Annotated in this window: 17 protein-coding genes; 9 read left to right on the forward strand and 8 right to left on the reverse strand. The window is 50.6% G+C overall.

All coding sequences use genetic code 11. The features are described 5' to 3' along the window. Positions 1-34: 34 nt before the first annotated feature. Together AC2T0J_RS04665 and AC2T0J_RS04670 are read left to right on the forward strand one after the other, a co-directional pair. The gene (locus tag AC2T0J_RS04665; protein ID WP_489809002.1) at positions 35-2038 is read left to right on the forward strand and encodes a methyl-accepting chemotaxis protein; all 2004 of its coding nucleotides are present in this window, start codon (positions 35-37) and stop codon (positions 2036-2038) included. Positions 2039-2329: 291 nt separating this feature from the next. Then, on the forward strand, positions 2330-2986 hold the full coding sequence (locus tag AC2T0J_RS04670; RefSeq protein ID WP_489809003.1) for a YitT family protein: 657 nt from the start codon (positions 2330-2332) through the stop codon (positions 2984-2986). Here AC2T0J_RS04670 and AC2T0J_RS04675 read toward each other — a convergent pair. Genes AC2T0J_RS04675 through alr form a run of 3 tightly spaced genes read right to left on the reverse strand, consistent with a single transcriptional unit; the run spans position 2983 to position 5763 of the window. Further along, entirely contained in the window at positions 2983-3888 is a 906-nt protein-coding gene (locus tag AC2T0J_RS04675) for a glucosamine kinase nucleotide-binding domain-containing protein (RefSeq protein WP_489809004.1), read from the reverse strand. The two genes, AC2T0J_RS04670 and AC2T0J_RS04675, sit on opposite strands and share 4 nt — an antisense overlap. 5 nt (positions 3889-3893) lie before the next feature. Continuing rightward, positions 3894-4676, reverse strand: coding sequence for a ZIP family metal transporter (locus AC2T0J_RS04680; protein WP_489809005.1), 783 nt, complete (start codon positions 4674-4676; stop codon positions 3894-3896). A 16-nt stretch (positions 4677-4692) separates the two neighbouring features. After that, positions 4693-5763: an alanine racemase gene (gene alr / locus AC2T0J_RS04685; RefSeq protein ID WP_489809006.1), complete on the reverse strand. Its 1071-nt coding sequence runs from the start codon at positions 5761-5763 to the stop codon at positions 4693-4695. A 207-nt stretch (positions 5764-5970) separates the two neighbouring features. Between alr and AC2T0J_RS04690 the strand changes: the two genes are divergently transcribed. The 3 genes from AC2T0J_RS04690 to AC2T0J_RS04700 are packed head-to-tail and all read left to right on the forward strand — an operon-like array spanning position 5971 to position 9699. Continuing rightward, positions 5971-7551, forward strand: coding sequence for a sodium:solute symporter (locus AC2T0J_RS04690; RefSeq protein WP_489809007.1), 1581 nt, complete (start codon positions 5971-5973; stop codon positions 7549-7551). A 55-nt stretch (positions 7552-7606) separates the two neighbouring features. After that, positions 7607-8542 (forward strand): N-acetylmuramic acid 6-phosphate etherase, encoded by a 936-nt coding sequence (murQ, locus tag AC2T0J_RS04695; RefSeq protein ID WP_489809008.1) that lies wholly within the window; start codon positions 7607-7609, stop codon positions 8540-8542. A 2-nt stretch (positions 8543-8544) separates the two neighbouring features. Beyond that, complete coding sequence (locus AC2T0J_RS04700; protein ID WP_489809009.1) at positions 8545-9699, forward strand: exo-beta-N-acetylmuramidase NamZ family protein; 1155 nt, start codon at positions 8545-8547, stop codon at positions 9697-9699. A gap of 11 nt (positions 9700-9710) precedes the next feature. Here the strand turns inward: AC2T0J_RS04700 and AC2T0J_RS04705 are convergent, their stop codons facing one another. Further along, the gene (locus AC2T0J_RS04705) at positions 9711-10577 is read right to left on the reverse strand and encodes a MurR/RpiR family transcriptional regulator (protein WP_489809010.1); all 867 of its coding nucleotides are present in this window, start codon (positions 10575-10577) and stop codon (positions 9711-9713) included. A 170-nt stretch (positions 10578-10747) separates the two neighbouring features. Between AC2T0J_RS04705 and AC2T0J_RS04710 the strand changes: the two genes are divergently transcribed. Next, positions 10748-12097, forward strand: coding sequence for a M14 family zinc carboxypeptidase (locus tag AC2T0J_RS04710; RefSeq protein WP_489809011.1), 1350 nt, complete (start codon positions 10748-10750; stop codon positions 12095-12097). On the opposite strand, the gene AC2T0J_RS04715 is transcribed toward AC2T0J_RS04710, so the two are convergent. The 3 genes from AC2T0J_RS04715 to AC2T0J_RS04725 all read right to left on the reverse strand — a co-directional run bounded on the left by AC2T0J_RS04715 (position 12094) and on the right by AC2T0J_RS04725 (position 15918). After that, positions 12094-12828, reverse strand: a complete 735-nt coding sequence (locus AC2T0J_RS04715; protein WP_489809012.1) for a substrate-binding periplasmic protein — start codon at positions 12826-12828, stop codon at positions 12094-12096. The genes AC2T0J_RS04710 and AC2T0J_RS04715 overlap by 4 nt on opposite strands. A 78-nt stretch (positions 12829-12906) precedes the next feature. After that, positions 12907-14046, reverse strand: coding sequence for an acyltransferase family protein (locus AC2T0J_RS04720; RefSeq protein WP_489809013.1), 1140 nt, complete (start codon positions 14044-14046; stop codon positions 12907-12909). A gap of 9 nt (positions 14047-14055) precedes the next feature. Continuing rightward, positions 14056-15918 carry a glycoside hydrolase family 3 protein gene (locus AC2T0J_RS04725; RefSeq protein WP_489809014.1) on the reverse strand — a complete coding sequence of 621 codons (1863 nt, stop codon included), beginning with the start codon at positions 15916-15918 and terminating at the stop codon, positions 14056-14058. A 313-nt stretch (positions 15919-16231) separates the two neighbouring features. Between AC2T0J_RS04725 and pbp4b the strand changes: the two genes are divergently transcribed. From pbp4b to ggt, 3 genes are read left to right on the forward strand one after another with little or no spacing between them, the layout of a single operon-like run. Beyond that, positions 16232-18703 (forward strand): penicillin binding protein PBP4B, encoded by a 2472-nt coding sequence (gene pbp4b, locus AC2T0J_RS04730; RefSeq protein ID WP_489809015.1) that lies wholly within the window; start codon positions 16232-16234, stop codon positions 18701-18703. Positions 18704-18737: 34 nt separating this feature from the next. Further along, on the forward strand, positions 18738-20114 hold the full coding sequence (locus tag AC2T0J_RS04735) for a Na+/H+ antiporter NhaC family protein (RefSeq protein WP_489809016.1): 1377 nt from the start codon (positions 18738-18740) through the stop codon (positions 20112-20114). Between the two features lie 4 nt (positions 20115-20118). Continuing rightward, positions 20119-21804, forward strand: coding sequence for a gamma-glutamyltransferase (gene ggt, locus AC2T0J_RS04740; protein ID WP_489809017.1), 1686 nt, complete (start codon positions 20119-20121; stop codon positions 21802-21804). 34 nt (positions 21805-21838) lie between these two features. On the opposite strand, the gene AC2T0J_RS04745 is transcribed toward ggt, so the two are convergent. After that, positions 21839-22132: a hypothetical protein gene (locus tag AC2T0J_RS04745; protein ID WP_489809018.1), complete on the reverse strand. Its 294-nt coding sequence runs from the start codon at positions 22130-22132 to the stop codon at positions 21839-21841. Positions 22133-22160 lie beyond the last annotated feature (28 nt).

Raw genomic sequence — 22160 nt, forward strand, 5'->3', positions numbered from 1 at the left:
ACCGAACACAGTGGAGTGCAGGAGAAAGCTTGTTATGTTCTTCCAGCGTAAAACAAAACACAGTCGCAGTACTGACATTGATAACCCGGTGGCCGCCACTCTCAATATAACCAGCCGGGACATTCAGCCGGAAAAGCTGACGGCGTTGAAGCTTGAACCAGGTACAGCGCTGGTGATTGCATTCATTAGCCCATCCGGCCAGTTTGCCGAACTATCCCAGCGCCTGACCAAGGCAATGCCGTTTTCACCACAGGTCATCACCATTATGACAGCAGGTGAATTAGGCGGTGGCAAGGCGCTCTACCACACAACGTCCGATCAGTGGGATAATATTGTTTTACATGCATTTTCCAGCAGACTCTTCGAGCAGCTATCAATTCATACCGTGGCGCTGCACAGCCAGGATATTAAAAGCGGTAACCCTTCCCGTCCGGCAGCTAAGCGCATCGAAGCCATTACCGCCGAGCTGATGAAGGTGCGAGTGCCCTTTGAAGTGAGCAGCCACGATACGCTAGCCCTGACCTATTTTGATGGTTTGACGGCCAGCGAAGACTTTTTTACCCAGGCGTTATATCAAAGCCGTCGCTTCCCCTGTTATTTTGTTGGCGGCAGTGCCGGTGGCAAGCTGGACTTTAAACAGGCCGACATCGCCATTAATGGCGAAGTAAAACATAACAGCGTTATTCTGTGTTTTTGTAAACTGGCGAAAGGCTATCGTTACGGCATCCTCAAAAGCCATAACTTCAAGCCTACCGGCAATCAGTTTGTGGTTGCCGAATTCAATCCACTTACCCGCACGCTTAATTCGGTACTGGATAAAAATCTGAATTTACTGACACCGGTTGACGCCCTTTGCAACACTTTCCAGTGCTCACCTGCGGAACTGGAAGCACGTTTGCAATCCCACTCGTTTGGCATCGACATCAACAACAATATCTACATTCGTTCCGTGGCGTCTATTAATGATGACGGTAGCATTCGCTTCTTCAGCGATATGGCTTTTGGTGAGGAGTTACTTTTAGTTAAAGCCACTGACTTTAAGCAATCTCTGGAAGAGGACTTCCGACGCTTTATGCAGGACAAGCCTGCCACACCGGTGGCAATGATAGCCAATGATTGTATTTTACGCCGTCTGAATAACGCTTCTGCCCTGCAAAGCGTGAACACCTTTGACGGCATTTGTTTATCCGGTTTTTCTACTTTTGGCGAATTTCTTGGCCTACACCAGAATCAAACTGTAACGGCCGTCGGCTTTTTTGCCGTTTCAGCACAGCAGCGTTTTGAAGATGAGTACGCTAATAACTACCCGTTCTATTTATCATCCTTTTCCAGCTACCATTTGAATGCCAGAATTATCAGCATGCAGCGCATTAATGATCTGCAAAACCGTCTGATCGAAAGCACGCACGAATTCAGGCATTTGCTTGAGGAATCTAATGAGCAATTGCAGTTCGTGGTAGGCCTGGCGCGCGACTCAGCCACCAAACAACTGGAACTCGGCGGCCAGTTCAGCACCTTTTTAAATCAAATAGCACAGCAGGAAAAAGAGCGCGCAGGGCTGACTCAGGGTATGGCCCAGCTCCGTGATAGTGCCGAGCGCATCGTTCATATTATTCAGTCGATCAGCGGCATTGCTGAGCAAACTAACCTGTTGGCGCTAAACGCCGCTATAGAAGCCGCGAGAGCCGGCGAAGCGGGCCGTGGCTTTGCTGTTGTCGCCGACGAAGTGAGAGCACTCTCGCAGCGCACCCAGACCAGTTTAAAAGAGACCGGTGACACCATAGATGGTGTTTCAGGCTCCATCGACGGCATTGCTGTTGCTATCAATAGCATTAATGAATTGCTGTCCAGTATAGAAGGTAGCTCTACCGAGCTAAGTGCTGATCTATCCGGGTTATCCGAAACCTCATCCAGTGCTGCAAGCCGTGCTGAAGAGGGCATTGCCAAAGCACAGAAGGCGACCGAACGAATGAATGCGCTGGAAAAAGAGACCCGGTTAATTGAAACACTTAATGAACTTGCTCAGAAATCGCACTAATTGCGCGAATGCTCACTGGATAATCAATTTTACTGTCTATAAGTGGCTGAGCAGGCTGTGTGGCTCTCAAAACCGCTCAACCCTTTACAAAAAAGACACATATTTAAAATAAATAATCAACACCTTGTAAAGCTACCATACCAGAACTACGCCCCGGCCACCGCTTCGCAGACGGCGCAGGCTACTCTGACCTAGCAATGCACGTATAATAGGCGCTCATTTTTTCGTCAACATATAAAACTAACAGACGAATTAACTTCATTCAGAACGACAGAAATCCAGTTTATTATTATGAAAAATGCATCACACAGTGTTTTCGAAGATGTTTTTGCTCTGCTATGTGCCGGTTTATTTGTGGCGTTTGGCATTTTCCTGTTTCAGTCTCAGGAACTCATGGTAGGTGGCGCTGCGGGTCTTGCCCTGTTGGCAACCTACATTACCCCGCTTGAGTTTGGCTTATTGTTCTTCCTGATCAATTTGCCGTTTTACTATCTGGCGTGGCGACATATAAGCAAACGTTTCATGATCAACACGTTTATTTCCGTCACTACGGTTTCATTATTCTCTGAGTGGGTCCCCCATTTTGTGGATATTTCGCGGGTCGACCCTTTTTTCGCGGCCGTGTTTGGTGGCATTTTAATTGGCGTAGGCATGCTGATTATGTTCCGCCACAGCTCCAGCCTGGGTGGCCTTGGGATCCTGGCTTATTACCTACAAAATCGGCTTAATATTCGTGCTGGTTCGTTTCAACTGGTCGTTGATACCAGTATTCTGAGCCTGTCATTTGTATTTATCAACGCGCACCTGGTGCTAATCTCTATTCTGGCCGCGCTTTGTCTGAATATGGTGATTTCACTGAATCACCGACCGGAGCGCTACACCCTGCCCGCGGTAAAAAAGCCTCAGGCAGATGATGAAGTGGAGCATCTGCACCCACAAAACGGCTAAACGCTGGTATTCACTGAAGTAAGTTGCTGCTGGGCCAGATACACCGCGCCCCATTCCGGTCCGTGACAGGCAGGTTGAATGCGCGCAGCAACGGTTTCTGCCAGGTACGGCCGCCACGCGCTGGCCAGGCCACCACTCAACACTAAATTCATTGTACTATCGCCAAGCGCCCGTCGTGCCAGATCATTCAGATATTCTGCGCCCTCTGCGATAATGTCTGCAGCCGCCGCATCTTCGTTTGCCAACTCAAACAGCTGTGGTGCAAAGCGGGCAAATTCCCCGGGTAATGCGCTATTGAGTCGCTCGACTAACTCTGATGGTGTGGAGCAATCATAGAACCGGCTTACTGCTTGCCATAATTCACTGCCATGCCTGAGCTTGTCGGCCACCAGCAATGCCTGTCTGGCGGCCATCTGGCCGAGCCAGGCGCCACTGGCCTGGTCGCCCAGTTGAAAACCATAGCCCCCATATTGGGTCACCTTGCCATCTTGCAACACAGCCGCGCAGGAGCCGGTGCCGGTAATAATCACCACACCATCCTCGCCACCATGAGCGCCAAGTAAGGCGGTATGCAAATCGGAGGAAAAAACCAGTTCAGCAAAAGGGTGCTGCCATTGTTTAAGCAGGGCTGTGGATGAGTCCAGGTAGGCACCGGCCAGACCAGCGCTGACTACCAGTCCACGACTGACATCACTGAACGGCAGCCCGGCATCTGCCACGGCATTCTTAACGGCGGTCAGTATCGACGATAACGCCAGCTGCCCATGCCTGGCAATATTGGCAGGCCCGCCAATACCCTGCCCTAACGACTCTCCGAGTTGGTTAAACAGCTTAGCCCGGCATTTAGTGCCGCCGCCGTCTACGCCTACCCAGTATTCGCCGTCTTTCAGGTTTTGCGTCATTCTGATCATCCCAGTAAAACATCTAACAACATCATTACCACAAAGCCAATAAGCAAGCTGAACGTGGCTATGTTCTGATTACCATTCTGGTGGGTTTCCGGAATGATTTCATCAGAAATAATAAACAACATAGCACCAGCAGCGAAGGCCAGTGCCCATGGCATAAACGCTTCAGCGCCCGATACGGCGACTGCGCCTACCAGCCCGCCAAGAGGCTCTACCAATCCACTGCCAATGCCTATTAAAGAGGCTCTGATTGGGGTAAATCCCACCGATCGCAAAGCCACCGCTACCGCCAGGCCTTCGGGTATATTCTGGATACCTATACCCAAGGCCAGTGACAGGCCATTTGCCATTTCGCCACCGGCAAAACCCACCCCAACCGCCAGGCCCTCCGGAAAGTTGTGCAGGGTGATGGCCAGTACAAACAGCCAAATCCTGGTAAGCTTGGTTTTAGAAGCCCCTTCACGACCTGTAACAAAATGCTCATGGGGCACGGCCTGGTGAATAAAAAACAGTAAAAACGCGCCGGTCAGCAATCCCGTTGCGACCACCATACCGCCGGCCATATCACTCCCGTACAATGTACTACCGTACTCCAGCGATGGCAGTAATAATGAAAAGAAGGTCGCGGCCAGCATGATCCCGGCTGCCAGACTAAGCAGTGCATCCTCCAGTCGGCGAGACAATTGCCTGATCAAAAAGACGCCCAGGCTACCAGCGGCGGTGCCCAGACTGGCACAGCCGCTGGCGATCACACCCGCCCAAACTATTTGTGAACTCTCCACTTACTCATTTCCCATTTCAACCAGATACTCTTGGTACTCTGGCAGAGACACGGGTGATCAATTCGTAACTAATGGTACCGGCCCAGTCAGCCACCTCATCCACCGGTAATTGCGGCCCCCACAATTCCACTTCGTCACCCAGGGCAACCGCTTCGATGTCGGTAACATCAATGGTAATCATGTCCATGGAAACTCTGCCTACCAGTTGCCCTCGCTGACCACGCACTACTACCGGCGTACCATTCGGACAATGGCGGGGGTAACCATCGGCATAACCAATCCCTACCGTGGCGATAACACTGTCCCGGGGTGCTGTCCAGGTTTGGCTGTAGCCCACGGCTTCACCTTGTTTTACGTTATGCAGCGCAATAATTTGTGCCATTAGCGTCATAGCCGGTATGAGTCCGTATTCAGCGGCAGGATGACCTGTCACCGGGCTGGCACCATACAGGCCTATTCCTAACCGGCACCAGTTGGCCTGACTCGCCGGGTTACATAAAGTAGCCGCAGAGTTAGCCATGCAGCCTGGCAGAGCCAGTGACCTTGTTAAAGATAGAAATTGTTGCAGTTGGGCAGCATTATTAGGATTGTCCGGGTCATCAGCACAGGCAAAATGGGAAACCAGCACCGGCTGCTGTTGTTTCAGCCAGTCGCACTTTGTCAGCACCTCAGCAATGTCGTCTGCGTTATACCCCAACCGATGCATACCGGTATCCATCTTTAACCAGACCTGTGGCCGTTGGTCCTGATCAAGAGCACTCAACCAGTCCAGTTGTTGCTGATTATGGACCAGTAAAATAAGGTTGCTAGCCCGCGCGGCAACGCAATCGTCGGCATGATGCGGCCCTTCGAGCACCAGCAATGGCTGCCTGATACCAGCCTCTCTCAGTGCTGCGGCTTCATCACAAATGGCAATCGCAAAACAATCACACTGCTCAGCCAGTGCTTTAGCTACCGTTACCGCACCGTGTCCGTATGCGTCAGCCTTAATCACCGCAATAGCCGTACTGCCCTGCACAGGACGCAGCTGACGGAAATTATGACGGATGGCATCCGGATTTATAATGGCACAGGTTGATCTGCTCAAACGACTAACTCTTAGGTTGCGGAATATATTGGGTATATCCTGTACGATACACCTTGCTCATAAATTAATAAATTCTTAATTTGAAAATCCCTCAGAATAATATATTCTAAATTCGCACCAACTCTGACAAACTGGTGTCAATATCGATGGTTATTGGTTACTGAGAACCATGATAACCCAGCTTTCAAACGGTGAGAACGAGAATAAATGTTAACCAACTATACCCTGCCAGACTTGTTGCTGTTTGCCTTTTACGGGCTACTGTTGCTGGTGTCTGGTTGGTACTTTAATCGCCGTGCGCAAAACACCAGCGATTATTTTCTGGGGGGGCAGGCTATGCCCGTCTGGATGGTTGCCATGTCAGTACTGGCCACTTCTCAATCTGCCGCCACTTTTTTGGGTGGCCCGGACCAGGGCTATCGCGGTAACCTGACCTACCTGGCCACCAATCTGGGGGCGTTTATTGCCGCTTTTTTTGTTGCCAGGGTACTCATTCCACGCTTTTACCAGCTGAAAGTGTTTACCGTTTACGAGTTATTGGAAACCCGCTTTGGCGCCAGCGCCAAAAAACAAGCCGGACTGATGTACCTATTTGGCCGTATATTCGCCAGCGGTGCAAGACTCTACATGGCAGCGCTTGCTGTGGCCATGATTCTGTATGGCAACATAGCTGCCAGTAGCGTCATAACAGCGACGATTCTGATCAGCGTCATTGGCCTGATTTACAGTATCTATGGCGGTATCCGAACCGTTATTTACAGTGACGTTATGCAGGCCTTTACCTACATTAGCGCGGCACTTGCGGTGATTATTGCACTGTTAATTGCCATCCCGGCAGATATTCCGTCTATCCTCGACACTTTGCAGAATCCGGGCGCCGGTGAGCCATCAAAACTCACACTGTTTGATAACCGAATCGATTTTTCACCATCCGGGGTATTTACCCTGACCTCGGTATTCACTGGCTTTGTTCTGCTAAATATCGCGGCCTTTGGCCTTGATCAGGATATGACCCAACGGGTGCTGACCTGTCGCAACGCCCAGGAAGGGGCCAGGGCAATGTTATGGTCGGTGGTCATGGTGATCCCGGTCATGTTAGTGTTTATCGTGATAGGCCTGCTGTTATATATCTATTATCAGCAACCAGATTTGATGACCAGCAATGCCGGCGCACCGGTGCCGCAGTTTGCCGGCGAACCTGTCACCATTTTTATGTATTACGTGCTGACCGACTTACCGGCAGGCTTAAAAGGGCTGGTTACCATAGGCATCCTTGCCGCTGCTCTGTCGACATTGAATTCTGGCTTGAATTCAATGTCGAGTGTACTCATTCAGGATTTGTACCGGCCGTGGCAACGTAAACGGGGTAAGCAACGCAATGAACATCATTTTGTGAATGCCGGCCGCCTTGCAATGGCTGTCGTTGCATTGGCGTTAGCGTCCATGGCCTGTTTATGCTATTACTGGCAACAGTATTCAGATACACCGTTATTACAGTTTGCGCTGGGCGTGATGGTATTTTCCTACAGTGGCTTACTTGGCGTATACTTTATTACACTATTTACTCAGCGGGGCAGCCCTGCCTCCGTCACAGCGGCATTATTGAGTGGTTTCATTATCCCCTTGTTGCTACAACCATATGTGATGAGCTGGTATTTACCTGAAGCCTGGCAACTGAGCCTGGGCTTCACCTGGCAACTGGTTATCGGAACGCTGGTTGCTACGCTGGTATGTGCTGCAGGCAGCCAGCCTGAATACATGCCTGAAATAAAGGCGGAAGCAAAATGAATGGAATAACACGTTTAACCTGGACGATGGCTAACCTTAAGGTCGGCAGCTAACTATGCACATAACAAATAAACAGTCAGCAACATTGCTTGAACAACTGAACAGAATTATTTCTGAGGGCCGTAACCCTCATACTATGGATATTGATGTGCTGCCGACCATCGAGATTCTGGAAAAAATCAATCAGGAAGATGCCGGGGTTGCTGACGCTGTTCGCAAGACAATACCTCATATCGCTAAAGCAGTGGATGCCATTGTCCCGCGCATACAAGCCGGAGGCCGGTTAATTTATATGGGTGCAGGGACCAGCGGCCGTCTCGGTATTCTCGATGCGGTAGAATGTCGCCCTACCTTCAGTGTGCCTGAATCAATGGTTATTGGCATTATCGCCGGTGGTGACAAGGCTATAAAACATGCGGTGGAAGGTGCCGAAGACGACACCGTGAAGGGTGTTGAAGATTTAAAAGCTATCAACTTTTCTGCCAAAGACGTTCTGGTTGGCTTATCTGCCAGTGGGCGCACCCCTTATGTGATAGAAGCGATGCAATACGCCAACTCACTTAACGCAGCCACCATTACAGTAACCTGTAACCCTGAGTCGCCCATGATGCATGTCGCGGCCATCGGTATTTGTGCAGTGGTTGGTGCCGAGTGTATCACCGGCTCTACCCGCATGAAGTCTGGTACCGCACAAAAACTAATCCTCAACATGCTCAGCACGGCCAGTATGATAAGACTGGGTAAAACCTATGAGAATTTAATGGTGGACGTCAACGCCAGCAACCAAAAATTAAAAGCGCGCGCTACGCGCATTGTAATGCAGGCCACCGACTGCAGCGAGAAAGAAGCCGATACGGCACTGCAGGCAGCAAATAACCGGGCTAAGCTGGCCATTCTGATGATTCTGACCGGCCAGAATGCCACAGAGGCAGAAGCGCAGTTGGCTGATAATGGCGGTTTCTTACGCCGTGCTGTGCAGTCACATTCTTAGCCATGATCAGGTTACTGACACTTTTTCTGCTGTTGCTTACCACGGCAACAGCGCACAGCACTTCATTAAAGGTCGGCGCCGAGCAACCAACACGTTACCTGCCGCTACTGGACGGCAAACAAGTTGGCCTGGTAGTTAACCAAACGAGCCGGGTAGAACAAACCCATCTGGTAGATTTTCTGTTAAGCCGCAATGTAGCGGTACAAACAGTCTTTGCTCCGGAGCATGGTTTCAGAGGCAAGCTGGGCGCCGGAGAAAAAGTTACCGACGGCATAGATACGAAAACCGGCCTGCCAATTCGCTCGCTGTATGGCAAATTTAAAAAGCCCGCCCCGGAAATGCTGCAGGACATTGATGTGCTGGTGTTCGACATTCAGGATGTTGGTGCGCGTTTTTATACTTACATCAGTACCTTGCACTACATTCTCGAGGCTGCTGCTGAGCAGAATATTGCGGTCATTGTGCTGGATCGGCCCAACCCAAATGGGCGCTTCGTTGATGGCCCACTACGTGAAGCTGAATTCAGCTCATTTGTAGGCCTTGATCCGCTGCCATTACTGCACGGGCTGACGGTAGGTGAACTGGCGCTGATGATCCAGGGAGAAGGCTGGGTAAACCAGGCAAAACAGCTTAGTCTGACGGTCATTCCCGTTTCCGGATACACCAAAGCAACCGAGTATACATTACCGGTCGCTCCCAGCCCGAATTTGCCAAACAGGGATGCTATACGCTTATATCCGTCACTGTGTTTATTTGAGGCCACGGTAGTCAGTGTAGGCAGAGGTACAAACTGGCCATTTCAGATCATTGGCCATCATGAGATAAAGCTGGGTAACTTTACCTTTACACCACAATCCATGCCGGAAAGTGCCCCTAACCCAAAACTTGAGGGGGAATTACTGTTTGGCCGGGATTTGCGCGACAGTGCCATTCATGGCTTTGATATTGAATTATTCCATGCGGTTTATCAGCAGTTTCTTAAGCGCCAGCAGACATTTATTGACCGGCCCGACTTTTTTGACCTGTTAAGTGGTACCGATAAATTACGTAAACAACTGGCAGAAGGCCTCGACCCGGCTTCAATCAGAGCGTCATGGCAACCTGGGCTAACAGCGTTTAAAGCGCAGCGTCAGCCTTATTTGCTTTACCCGCAGTAAGTATTGAGTCGCTAACTTCCCGGCACGCCTGACCCACCACGGCGAAACTGAGAAACAATCTCGTTGGTTTTCTCCAGCAGCTTGCGGCCCGGGCGGGAAGCCTGAGTAAGGGCAATAAACAACATATCGATAATCAGTTCCTGAGCCGTTCTGGCCAGAATCGAAGACAACCGCGCCGAGGCTTCTTCAGCCACAGAATAAAGCTGCACGTCGGCTGGCTCCGACACCGGCGTAGCGCCGTATTTGGTAATAGAAATGACCTTGGCATGATTGTCCCTGGCCTGATTCACCACGTTGACAATCTCCCGCGTCGCGCCAGACTCAGAAATCGCCACGACCACATCATTCTCGTTAAAAGTGGCAGCCAATGCCAGCTGAACGTGCCCGTCGGCCTCGGCTATCGCCATCATGCCCAGCTTTTGCAATTTGAACGAAAAGTCCTTACTCACCAGAGCTGAGCCACCCACGCCACAAATCAGGATCCGTTTAGCGTTTTTAATGATCTCTACGGCTTTTTCGAACTCAACCAACTCATTCAGATTGCGGGTTTCATTAAGCACACTAATTTTACTGCTCAACAACTTATCGGCCATTTGTTCAAAGCCGTCGTTAAGGGTTATTTTGCCGTGTAGCTGGGTATTGGGGGTTTCCCGGTTCAGCGCATCAATCACCGCCAGTTTAAACGCCGGATACCCCTTATAGCCAAGCTTTTGAGCAAACTTAACAACACTGGACTGACTCACACCCACCACATTGGCCAGCTCCTGGGACGATAAGTCCCGCACCGCGTTGGGTGAATCCAGCGTAAAAGTCGCCAGTTTTGACTCACTGCTCGACAGTGAATGCTTTATGGCTTTAATTTTAACAAAAGCTGACATGTGCTTGTTCCCGGTTGTCGGCGTCGGTTACTAAGCAAAGAAACCAACAACAAAAATAACAAAAGAATTTTTTATTCAAATATAAACCAGTTGATAAGAATATCAAAATCTCTTTAAATAGAGTTTTCGGCGCTCTACGCGTTTAACTGTTTGTAAGGTTACCGTAATTTATGAAAGCTGCCCATCCCCATGCGCCCGCGCAGGCAACCTCCAGCCTGTGGGACTCACATCATTTTACATCGCTGGATAAAGCTCACCTGCAGCATAAGGATATTCAGCCAGTACTCGATGAATTAACGCAATTCCCCACACTCAGCAGGCAAACTATCGGATACAGTTGTTCCGGCAAGTCTATTGAGCGCCTTAGCATGGGAAATGGGCCGCTGGTAATTCTGGCCTGGACACAGATGCATGGTGACGAGCCTACTGCCACCGCGGCTGTGCTGGACTGGCTAAAGCTCTTACATCTGAATACCTCCAGCAATACACTGGCATTAGGTAGCAACTGGACTTCCCTGGTTACCTTACATGTGATCCCGATGCTAAACCCGGATGGCGCTGAGCGACGTACGCGGGTAAATGAACAAGGGATCGATATCAACCGTGATGCCAAACACCTGCAAACGCCAGAGGGCCAGTTGTTGTGGCAACAGGTGCAAACCCTGAAACCCGATGTTGCCTTTAACCTGCACGATCAAAACCCGTATTATTCGGCCGGCTCAACCGCTTACCCGGCAACCATCGCCTTTCTTGCGCCTGCATTTCATCCGGATAAACATGTTGATGCCCCCCGTTTGCGGGCAAAACAACTGATTGCCTGTATGGCAGATACCATCAGCCACTGGCTGCCTTGTCACATAGGCCGCTACGATGATACCTATTCATTGCGCTCCTTTGGTGACAACATCGCCGGTACCGGCGCCAGTACTATTTTAATTGAATCCGGTGCCCACCCTGATGATCCTCACCGTCAGGTGGCCAGAAAGATGAATGTGATTGGCTTGCAAAGTGCCCTCGAGGCCTTATTAGGGAACTTGTACCAACAGAAATCCCTGGCGGACTATTACCGTATTCCGGATAATGTCGAGGATGGCCTGGTGGATATTAAATTTTCCCAGGTTGCGCAGTCTTGTTGCGGGCACGAATACGTAGCTGATATCAGCGTGAACAGGGATAAACAGGGTCGTGCCACGGTTCAACATATCGGCGACCTGTCGGGTCAGGCTGGGTTTACTAATATCAGCGCTTTCCAGACGACGGTATTGCCACGAAAAACGCTTCGGCTCGACAAGCCGATGGTATTAACTGAAACAGACTATCTGGCACTGTTAAAACAGGGCTTTTGCGCTTTTGAGGGCGAGTTATCCTTGCTCGACAATCAGAGTGGTCTGCCAGTGTTATGTTTGTCTGCGCCGCTGGCATATTCCAGCTTGTATCCCGGTGCAGATGCGTTCTGGATAATGCAGGACAATGAAGGCAAACAGCGGGCAGTATTGAACGGCACGATCATAAACCTCTAAAAGGTCAGCTTGGTAAGCTCAGCCCCGAGGGCCTGATTGAAACGCTGCATAAAGGCCTCATCAACCCGGTTGCGACTGAACAGAAAATGCACCCGGGTTTCATGTATCACCTGTTTAGCTATCTTAAAGTCGTCAATACCCAGTTCTTGTGCCGCCGCTTCGAGTACTTTTTGGTCGCCTACCACTGCCTCCACTCGACCCATATTGAGCAATTGCATACGTCTTAATGTGCCCTCTGCGTGGATCAGATTGCGGTCGTAAACATCGAGCGCGTTGCGTTGAAAGTCTTCTCCAAACCAACCACTTTTATTCACTGAAACCAGAAAGTTTTGTTGCAATAAAGTACTGACATTCACTTCACTGAAATAAGGATTACGGGAAAACCTGAAACCGAATACGATGGTCTCTTTGCGATATGCCATGGAGTAAAAGTTCTTTGCTTCTCGGGCCTGCGTATAGGCCGCCCCGAGGATTACATCTATCTCTCCCTGTTCAAGTTCCATAGCCAGTCGTTGCTCAGGTAGTCGCTGCGCATTCAGCTCGTAGCCTAACCGTTGCAGTGTGCGCCGCAGTAGGCGTAAATCTTCGCCGTCTGGCTCTCCGTGTTGGTTAATGTACAGGTAGGGTTTCCAGTCAACCGTAACAGCCAGATTGAATGGTGCTTCGCTGCGGGCCGGAAAAACGGCCCCATACAGACACACAGTCAGCATGAAAATGAACAGATAGCGCAACGTCTTTCCCTGTATTTACGTTTACGATGTGGGCGTAATTATTACACTGGCGATGTCCTGATGTGGACTTACCAGCACTTAAATACGCCAGAAAAAACCATTATTATACATAAACTTAATCGGGTAATAGCACAGAATTAAAAAGACTATTGCCAGCAACAAAGAGGCCAGTTGCGGGGGCAGAGGCAGCGCTTGTGCCAGTTGCCAGGCATGCCCTTTTAAAGATACACCATCAACTCTTACTATAAGCAGTGCTCTGGCCAGCATACCAGACAGCATAAAAAAGGCGATGCTGTTGGTCCCGGCAACCAGCAAGGGATGCCCTTTGGACAAAGGGCCAGCTTTACGCTCGTACAGGATACTTAGCCAAAACAGAATGGTTAAAATACCACTGGTGACCATGACATAAGTGGGCGACCAGAGAGCCTTATTTATTGGATTAATTACCGCCAGTCCATAACCGGCACAAATGCCGGCGAGTGCCAGCATCATCAGTTTATTCGGACAGCCGTGTTGCACCAGTACGTATCGCCCGACCCAGACGCCACTCAGGCAGGTCACTACCGCTGGAAGGGTTGACAGGATCCCCTCCGGATCAAAGGCAAATGGGGTCGCATCAGCGTAATAAACGTGGTCTGCTCCAAGCAGGTGGTGATCGAGGTAGGCTGCCAGACTATTGCCAAAATCCCACTGGCCGTTATAAATCACGCCGCCAGCGTCAACATAAGGGACCCATTCCATCGCTCCCCAGTAGCCCGCCAACAGCACTGTAGCCAGCACGCCAATCCAGCGCCAGGATACGGTGAGAATAAGCATAACGGTAAGCCAGTAAACCACACCGAGTCGGGGCAGAACGCCAGCAAAACGCAGGGAGAGCAGACGCTCCTCAACCCAATTGTATCCGGGACTGCCCGTATTGTACCAACACAGATATAACCCCCAGCCCAGCAGAATAAGTATGATGGCGCGGCGGGTGGTACTTCTGATTACGGCCACCCGACTGTTGAGGCCGGTCAGCTCCTTAGGCAAATGGACTGCAATGGTGATTCCCATCACAAAGATAAACCCCGGGAAGATCACGTCTGTCGGGGTCAAACCATGCCACGCAGCATGTTTCAGCGGTGCATAAACAGCCTGCCAGGAGCCCGGATTATTGACCAGTACCATAGCGATTATTGCCACTCCCCGCAGGGCATCCAGAGCGCTTATGCGCGGCACGGTAATTCCTTATTGGTCGATGGTAACGGGTGATTTACCCGACATTAGTGAGCGCCCGAGTAACCCCTCGGCCAACGCAGTAAATACTGCACCATGTGCCTGCGCTGCTTCCTTATTATCGGCTTCTGATACGGTTACGTTATAGCCGAATGTTGCTACCGCAGCGCTAGCAAGATGGCGGTAGTCCGAAATACTATAGGGTGCCCTGAGCGCCACAAACACGGTTTTAACCGACTGCTCACCAGCACTGACCAACAAACGCCGCACCCAGGCGTCCTGAGTATTCTTATCGGGTCGGTTACGCCATGTGGTCAGGTCAGCCATCCCCCCCATTTCGGCCAGACTGTGCTGCGGTGTAATATCGCCAATAATCACAGCATCCGCCCCGCTAAGCGCTGGTAAAGCAGCTTCAGGATCAATGTCTGTTAGCGCCACACAGCTAAGTTGCAATTCTGGTTGTAGTTTTAAGAGCGCCGCGGTCATTGCCATACACCGCACAGTATCGGGCATCACCACCATATACTGACTACCTCTTAGCGGCAGTACATCACGATTATACACCTGGGTTAGTGCCGCACTGGCCAGCGCCTTTTCGGTGCGCTGGTTCGCTTCCATTGGCAACACATCAGCCGCTGTTTTTATTCGTTCGGCCAAAGGTTGCTGAATAAAATCATTGAGCTGAAATTGTTGCTTAGCCTGCAAAATACGTTTTACTGACAGCTCTGTTTGCTGGCGGTCAATTGTCCCGCTGGCAATAGCCTGGTTCCACTGTTGGTATAATTCCCAGAACCGCCTGATGCTTTGCGGGTTACGCACTGCATAGGGCATCAGTGCTATGTCAGCTCCGGCATTAAAAGTTTTAATCACCGCATTTTTGTGGTCAACATAGTGCGCGATACCGGCCATATCCAACGCATCGGTAACTATGATTCCCTGATACCCCATTTTATTGCGTAACAGACCCGTCAGAATTTTATGTGAGAGCGTTGCCGGTACCAGGGTTTCTTCGCCGTCCAGTGCGGTAAAACGGGTATCGTCGAGCAAGGGATACTGAATATGCGCAGTCATAATCATCGCTGGTGCCTGCTCCTGTTCGATGGCATGTTGAAAAGGCAGTAAATCAACCGCTTCCACCGTTGCCAAATCATGGTCCACTCGTGGCAGGCCGGTATGACTGTCGGTGTGCGTGTCACCATGGCCAGGGAAATGTTTCAGGGCGCTAAGAATGTTCTCGCCTTGCAACGCAGCAACTGCCGCCGCTCCCAGTTCCGCTACCATGCGCGGATCTTCGCCATAGGACCTGACGTTTATCACGGGGTTTTCAGCGTTCACGTTCACATCTACGGTGGGGGCAAAATTCACATTAAACCCAAGCAAACCAATACTTTTGGCAATCCCTGTATTGACTCGTTCGGCAAAGGTGGTGTTATATAACGGGTAGGTTGCGCCAATCGCCATATTGCCTACATAACGCGTCGCCACTTCATCGGGTAATCGCGCGACTCTGCCTCCCTCCTGATCGATAGCAATGAACAGCGGCGGCAGGCCCGCCTCTTTCGCCAGTTGTTGAATGGCATAATTCAGCTCGATAATTTGCTGAGTGTTTTCGAGGTTTTCAGCGAATAGAATCACTCCGCCGATGTGGCCCTGGCGAATAATATCAGCAAATTCGGGCCTCAAAGTGGTAACGGGCGTTTTGCAACGCTCAGCGGGCGTGCCATCGGCACAGTAGTAACGCATATCCAGCATCAGCTTCTGACCCAACATAAACTCGGTATCCTGTCCGCCAGAGCAGCCCACGATTAACAATCCCAGCAAACTTCCCAATATGGCCTTAGTACGCATCACTATCAGAGCCCTTAATAAATACATCAACGTTATCCATCAAGCTTACCTCAGCGAGCATGAGAAATAAATTATTCCAAGCGGACATTTTAACTCTTTGTTTATTTATCTGGGATTAGTGCTTCAGGACTATTATCACCGTTACCAAAGGCAGAGAAAAACGCCTCCACCACCGAAGATTATAGCTATTCAGGTAATCAATGAACGGTTGAAATACGAACCAAACATAAGGAATATTTTATTATGCACAAGTCATTCGAGTATGGTAGTTTGAGCTATACTACCGTCTGCGCTGCAGCCGGACGCCTGACCAACCACTGATCAATATAGAGGAATTGCTGTGACCAGCCGAAGTTTTCGCGGTGCGTTATTATGGACACTTTGTGCACTGCTTGTAATTAGCTGTAGTAGCCGCCGGGTGATTGAGATGCCATCGGCCAACTATGGGGAGCGAGTAAAGTCACTGGTACTGCACTTTACGGCGATTAATTATGCCAGGTCAGTCACTGCGCTGGTAAATGAAGGCGGATTAAGCTCCCATTACCTTATTCCGGAGTCTAATGACCCGAGCGATCCTGACGGCAAGCCAAGAATAATTCAGTTAGTCGATGAAAATATGCGTGCCTGGCACGCCGGTAAGAGTTATTGGCAGGGGCGCACCGGCTTAAACGATCACTCCATTGGTATAGAAATTGTTAATGTGCCGGAATGTGAACGTGATGGTGATATGGCGCCCTCTTTGGCTGAACACGGCTCTAACCGGTTGTGTTTTTTCCCGGATTACGATCCGGCGCAAATCGAAGTGGTTATCGAACTGGTAAAAGATATTATTGCCAGACACCCGGATATTGAACCTACTGCGGTGGTCGGTCATTCTGATATTGCCTTTGACCGTAAAAACGATCCTGGCCCTCGCTTTCCCTGGTTTGAGTTATATCAGGCGGGCGTTGGTGCCTGGTACGATAATGACACGCTGGCTGACTACTGGAAAACATTCAATGAGCAACCAGCCAGTATCGGTTTATTACAAAGTGCGCTGCGCGCTTATGGTTACGGGGTAATTGAAACCGGCATCGCCGATACCAGTACGCTCAATGCAATTTCCGCATTTCAGATGCACTTCCTGCCCTGGCATGTAAGTGGCGAACCTGACAGCCGCACAACCGCCGCCGTATTTGCTTTACTTGATAAGTATTTTCCTGACCAAAAAGATGCACTGCTGACCCGTTATGAAAAAGAACGTGAGCTCGCCATTGCCACCGCCGAAAGTGAGTTGCCGACGGTTCGACGTGGTCAGGTAGACGCAGTATTGCCGGATCATTCCCCCTCGAAACGGGCTTTTGTGAAAGACCGCTTCGCGTTTAAAAGCTACGCCGGCCGCGGAGAGCTGATTATTGAGAGTAACCAGCCAGCGTCGGCTACCGTGTCGGTTAACGGCGAAGTACTGTCGCTGGATGATAAGTTTACGGCTAATAATACTTATCGTTATTCCCTGGCACGCCGCACGCGAACGGGCATCAATGCCCTGGCCGTCAGCAACATAGAACCCGTCGAAGCACAGTTACATATTCAGGTGCCCTACCCTGAATTAAAAGACAATATCCAAGCATACCAAAGCCACTTTACCGCGGTAGACGAGCTAATCAATAAAGAAGTGGCTGAAGGCTTCCCGGGCGCTGTGTTACTGATAGTCAAAAACGGCGAAATTATTAAGCGCACAGCCTATGGTTACCAGAAGCGCTACGACGAAAACGGTCAACCGCTGGCCAATCCACAACCCATGCGTACCGACACCATTTTCGATCTGGCCTCCAATACCAAGATGTTTGCCACCACGCTGGCACTTATGCACCTGGTGGAAACCGGTCAGCTCGACGTTACGCAGCCCATTAAACATTACCTGCCGGAATATCAGGGTGCGGGACGTGAGGCACGGCGGGTCAGCGATCTGCTGTCTCATCAGTCCGGCTACTCGCCAAGCATTGCTTTTTACGATCCACAAAACCCGCTGGGCGAGCGCTTTTATTCCCAGTCCAGACAAAGAACCAGTGAGCTGCTGATCACTCAGGCTCCTTTTGAAATCAGCAACGGGCTTAATGCAACCTACAGTGATATCAACTTTATGTTACTGGGCCTGATTGTTGAACGTATTACCGGTATGCCGCTGGACAGCTATTGCGAAGAATGGCTGTATCAGCCGCTGGGCCTCAATAATACCCTGTTCAACCCGCTTCAGAAGGGCCACCATAAAGGCGAGTTTGCCGCCACCGAACTGCGTGGTAATACCCGCGACGGCCGGATTACATTCCCGAACATCCGTGAGTATACCCTACAGGGAGAAGTTCACGACGAAAAAGCCTTCTATGCCATGCAGGGCGTGTCCGGCCACGCCGGACTCTTCTCGACTGCTGATGAACTCGCCGTCATGGCACAGATGCTGTTAAATGGCGGTGGTTATGGCGAAACGCATTTGTTCGACAGCAACGTGATAAATGCCTTTACCAAACCGGATAACCGTTTCTGGCACTATGGACTCGGCTGGCGCCGGGCAGCGAACGGCGCCAATCGCTGGCACTTTGGCCCGTACGCCAGCGATCTGGCATTTGGTCACACCGGGTGGACAGGCACGGCAACCGTTATCGACCCAGCCCTTGATTTGGCCGTCATCCTCTTGACCAACGCGCGCCATTCGCCCATTGTGGAAGAAGACGAGGAAAAACTGCAATTTACCGGTAAGCAATTTGAAACCGGTCGCTACGGCAGCATCGTTTCACTGGTCTATGAAGCAATTCTGAACAAACAGGCCAACTAAAATAACGGCATAAAAACAACAAGGGTTCATTCGTATGGATTGGGTTTCCATCATTCCACCAGTTATCGCCATCGTGATCGTTTTCTGGAAGAAAGAGGTCATTATGGCACTGCTGATGGCGGTTCTCAGTGCTGAGGCACTGATCCTTCTCTCCGCTGGTACAGACAGTCTTTTGCTCGCCCCCATCACGTCTATCGAAAGGGTGGTAGAGGTAGCCACCAGTGCCGGCAATACCCGGATATTATTATTCAGCGTACTGGTGGGCGCATTGCTGGCTTATATCCGGGATTCAGGCGGGGTTACCGCTACGGTTGATTGGCTGACCAAGCGTGGCGTCGCCAAAAGCCGTCGTCAGGTAGGCGGACTGACCATGCTCACCGGGATTGTCGTTTTCATCGAGTCTAATCTAAGTGTGCTGACTGCCGGTATATTTGCCCGCGGGCTATTCGATAAGTTTGGCATGAGCCGGGCCCGACTGGCGTACCTTATCGACAGTACCAGTGCTCCCATATGTATTCTTATATTGCTCAACGGCTGGGGCGCTTTCGTACTTGGCATGTTGGATACCTACGAATTGCCCGCTTCTTCGGCCAGTATCCTGTGGGGTTCAGTGTTTTTTAATTTTTATGCCATCATCGCCCTGCTTATTGCCGCTTATACCGTCTTTGCCGACAAAGTCCATGGCCCCATGGCTAAAGCTGAACAACAACTCGAGAGCAATCAGCAACAGTTCTCAGCAGCCGCAGCAACGAAACCCGGTTATATGGTAATCCCTATTTTAACCATGGTAGTGAGCATGGTGGGGTTTATGCTGTGGACCGGCAATGGTGTGCTGTCCCAGGGCAGCGGCAGTAAGTCGGTACTGTATGCAACCATTCTGGCCACGGCTGTGGCGTATCTGATGCTGGTATTTTCCAAACGGTTTACTCACCACGAAGCGGTAGACGTTGGCTTTAAAGGCATGGGTGAATTGCTGCCCCTGGTAACCATAGTATTACTTTCACTGACACTCGGTAGCAGCTTAAAAGTACTGGGAACGGGGATTTTTGTAGCCGGCATAGTTGGTGAGTACTTACCGTTGTTTTTGATTGTTCCCATGTTGTTCTTAGCCGGTGGTATTATGTCATTCACCACCGGTACATCCTGGGGGACCTTCGCCATTCTGATTCCGATTGGCGTGCCCTTAATTCAGCAACTGGGTCTTCCGCCATCACTGGTCATTGGCGCCATTCTGGGCGGCGGGGTATTTGGCGATCACTGCTCGCCAATCTCCGACACAACGGCAGTCTCTTCGATTGCTTCAGGCTGTGATCTGCTTGAACACGTGCGCACACAAATGCCATATGCTTTGACCGGCGGTGCCTTAACCTTAATTCTTTATGTGATAACAAGTTTAATCATGGTGGGTTAGTTTTATGCGATATCTGTTAATAAGTGCTTTTATCCTTTCCCTTACGGCATGTTCAGCATCGGACTCCGTTACAAGTTCTCAGGCTACCTCCGCCGAATATGCGGTCGCCATGCCTGATAAATTTGCTGCGCAGGTGGCTCTAGATGTCATGCAGGACGGTGGCACGGCGGTAGATGCCGCCATTGCGGCTCAGTTTGTACTGGCTGTTACTTATCCTGAAGCCGGTAATATTGGCGGTGGCGGGTTTATGACCATTTACATGGACCAGCAGGCTGATTTTCTTGATTACCGTGAGATGGCACCTGCTCTGGCATCTCGTGATATGTACCTGAATGAAACAGGCGATGTGCACCCTACAGACTCCCTGTTTGGCGCCAAAGCATCTGGGATCCCTGGTACCGTTGCCGGCATGTGGGCCGCTCATCAAAAGTATGGCAAGTTACCCTGGCAGCGCCTGGTCCAGCCTGCTGTAACATTCGCCAGCGAAGGTTTTGCCGTACCAGAGAAGCTGGCCGGTCGGGTAAGTCGCTATATTGAGCGCATTGAAAAACGCGGCCTGAAAACTAACTTCGCCGATTACTTCGGTGCGGCAGCCACTGCAGGCGCACTATTTAAGCAACCCGAATTGGCCGCAACATTAAGCCGGATCCGGGATAACGGGCCAGCCGGGTTTTACGAGGGTGAAACGGCTGACCATATCGTCGCGTATATGCAAGCCAACGGCGGATTAATCAGCCATGCCGACTTAACCGGTTATCATGCGCAATGGCGTACACCGGTTAACTTCGATTGGCGAGAATATCAGGTTATAACCGCTCCTCCACCAAGTTCGGGCGGGATTGCTGTAGCGCAGTGGCTGGGTATGGTCAACAACGTTATTCAAACCAATGTATTACCTGCTCATAATTCTGCGCCTTACCTGCACCTGGTGAGTGAAGCCGGAAAACGGGTATTTGCTGACCGGGCTGAATACCTCGGCGATCCCGATTTTTTTGCCGTACCACAACTGCAGTTAATCGATCCTGACTACATCGCCAAGCGTGCTGATGAAATTAACCTCACGGCTATATCTGCTACCCCTGAAATTAAGCCTGGTTTGCACGAAAGCGAAGATACCACCCATTTTTCCATTGTAGATCAATGGGGCAATGCGGTGGCAAACACCACTACCATCAACCTGAGCTTTGGTGCCGGGGTTGTCGCTGAGGGTGCCGGCTTTTTATTGAATGACGAGATGGATGATTTCAGTGCCAAACCCGGTGTGCCCAACTTTTTTGGCGCGATTGGTGGTGAAGCCAACGCTATTGAGCCTTATAAGCGCATGTTATCGTCGATGACGCCTACCATCGTCCTGCAGGATGGACAGGTAAAACTGGTTACCGGCTCACCCGGCGGCACTACCATCATTTCGTCGGTAACACTGTCGATTCTCAATACGCTGCTGTTCGATTTAAGTGCTGAAGAAGCCGTTAATCTTCCGCGTTTCCATCACCAGCTTTGGCCGCAGGATCAAATTCGTGTCCATGAAGGGTTTGCCCCTGACACGCTCAATGCATTACAAGAGATGGGCTATATAATCAAAGAAAGTAACTTTGGCGATCTGCATCTGATAATCCAAAAAGACGGAAAACTATCGGCCGCCTCAGAGGCTCGGGGACGGGGTAAAGCAGTAGTGCAGTCGGCAAAATGATGCCCGCTACCAGCCTGAAGCCTGCGGCTTCAGGCTACGACAAAGTGCTCCCTGGTAAACTGGAAGGCCAGTAACCAGAAAGAACTACGCCTAAAACAAGCAGTACGATCAAGCCGGTTGCGGCACAGGTAAAGCCTGTGTGTGCTTTCTCCTGGCGGAAAATAGCCCGCTCACGCGCTACTCTTCTGGGGTACTGACCGAGGGTGACAATTTTACAAACCGGCCAGCCTACCAGGTAACACAAGCGCCAGAACAGCAGCTCTGCAATTAGAAAACCTATTCCCCTGAAAAACCCTTTACCAGCCTGTGCGACTACATCTTCAATCACGATAAATCCTGTTGGTTATTATTGTTGT

Source organism: Alteromonas sp. ISO5, assembly GCF_058105165.1.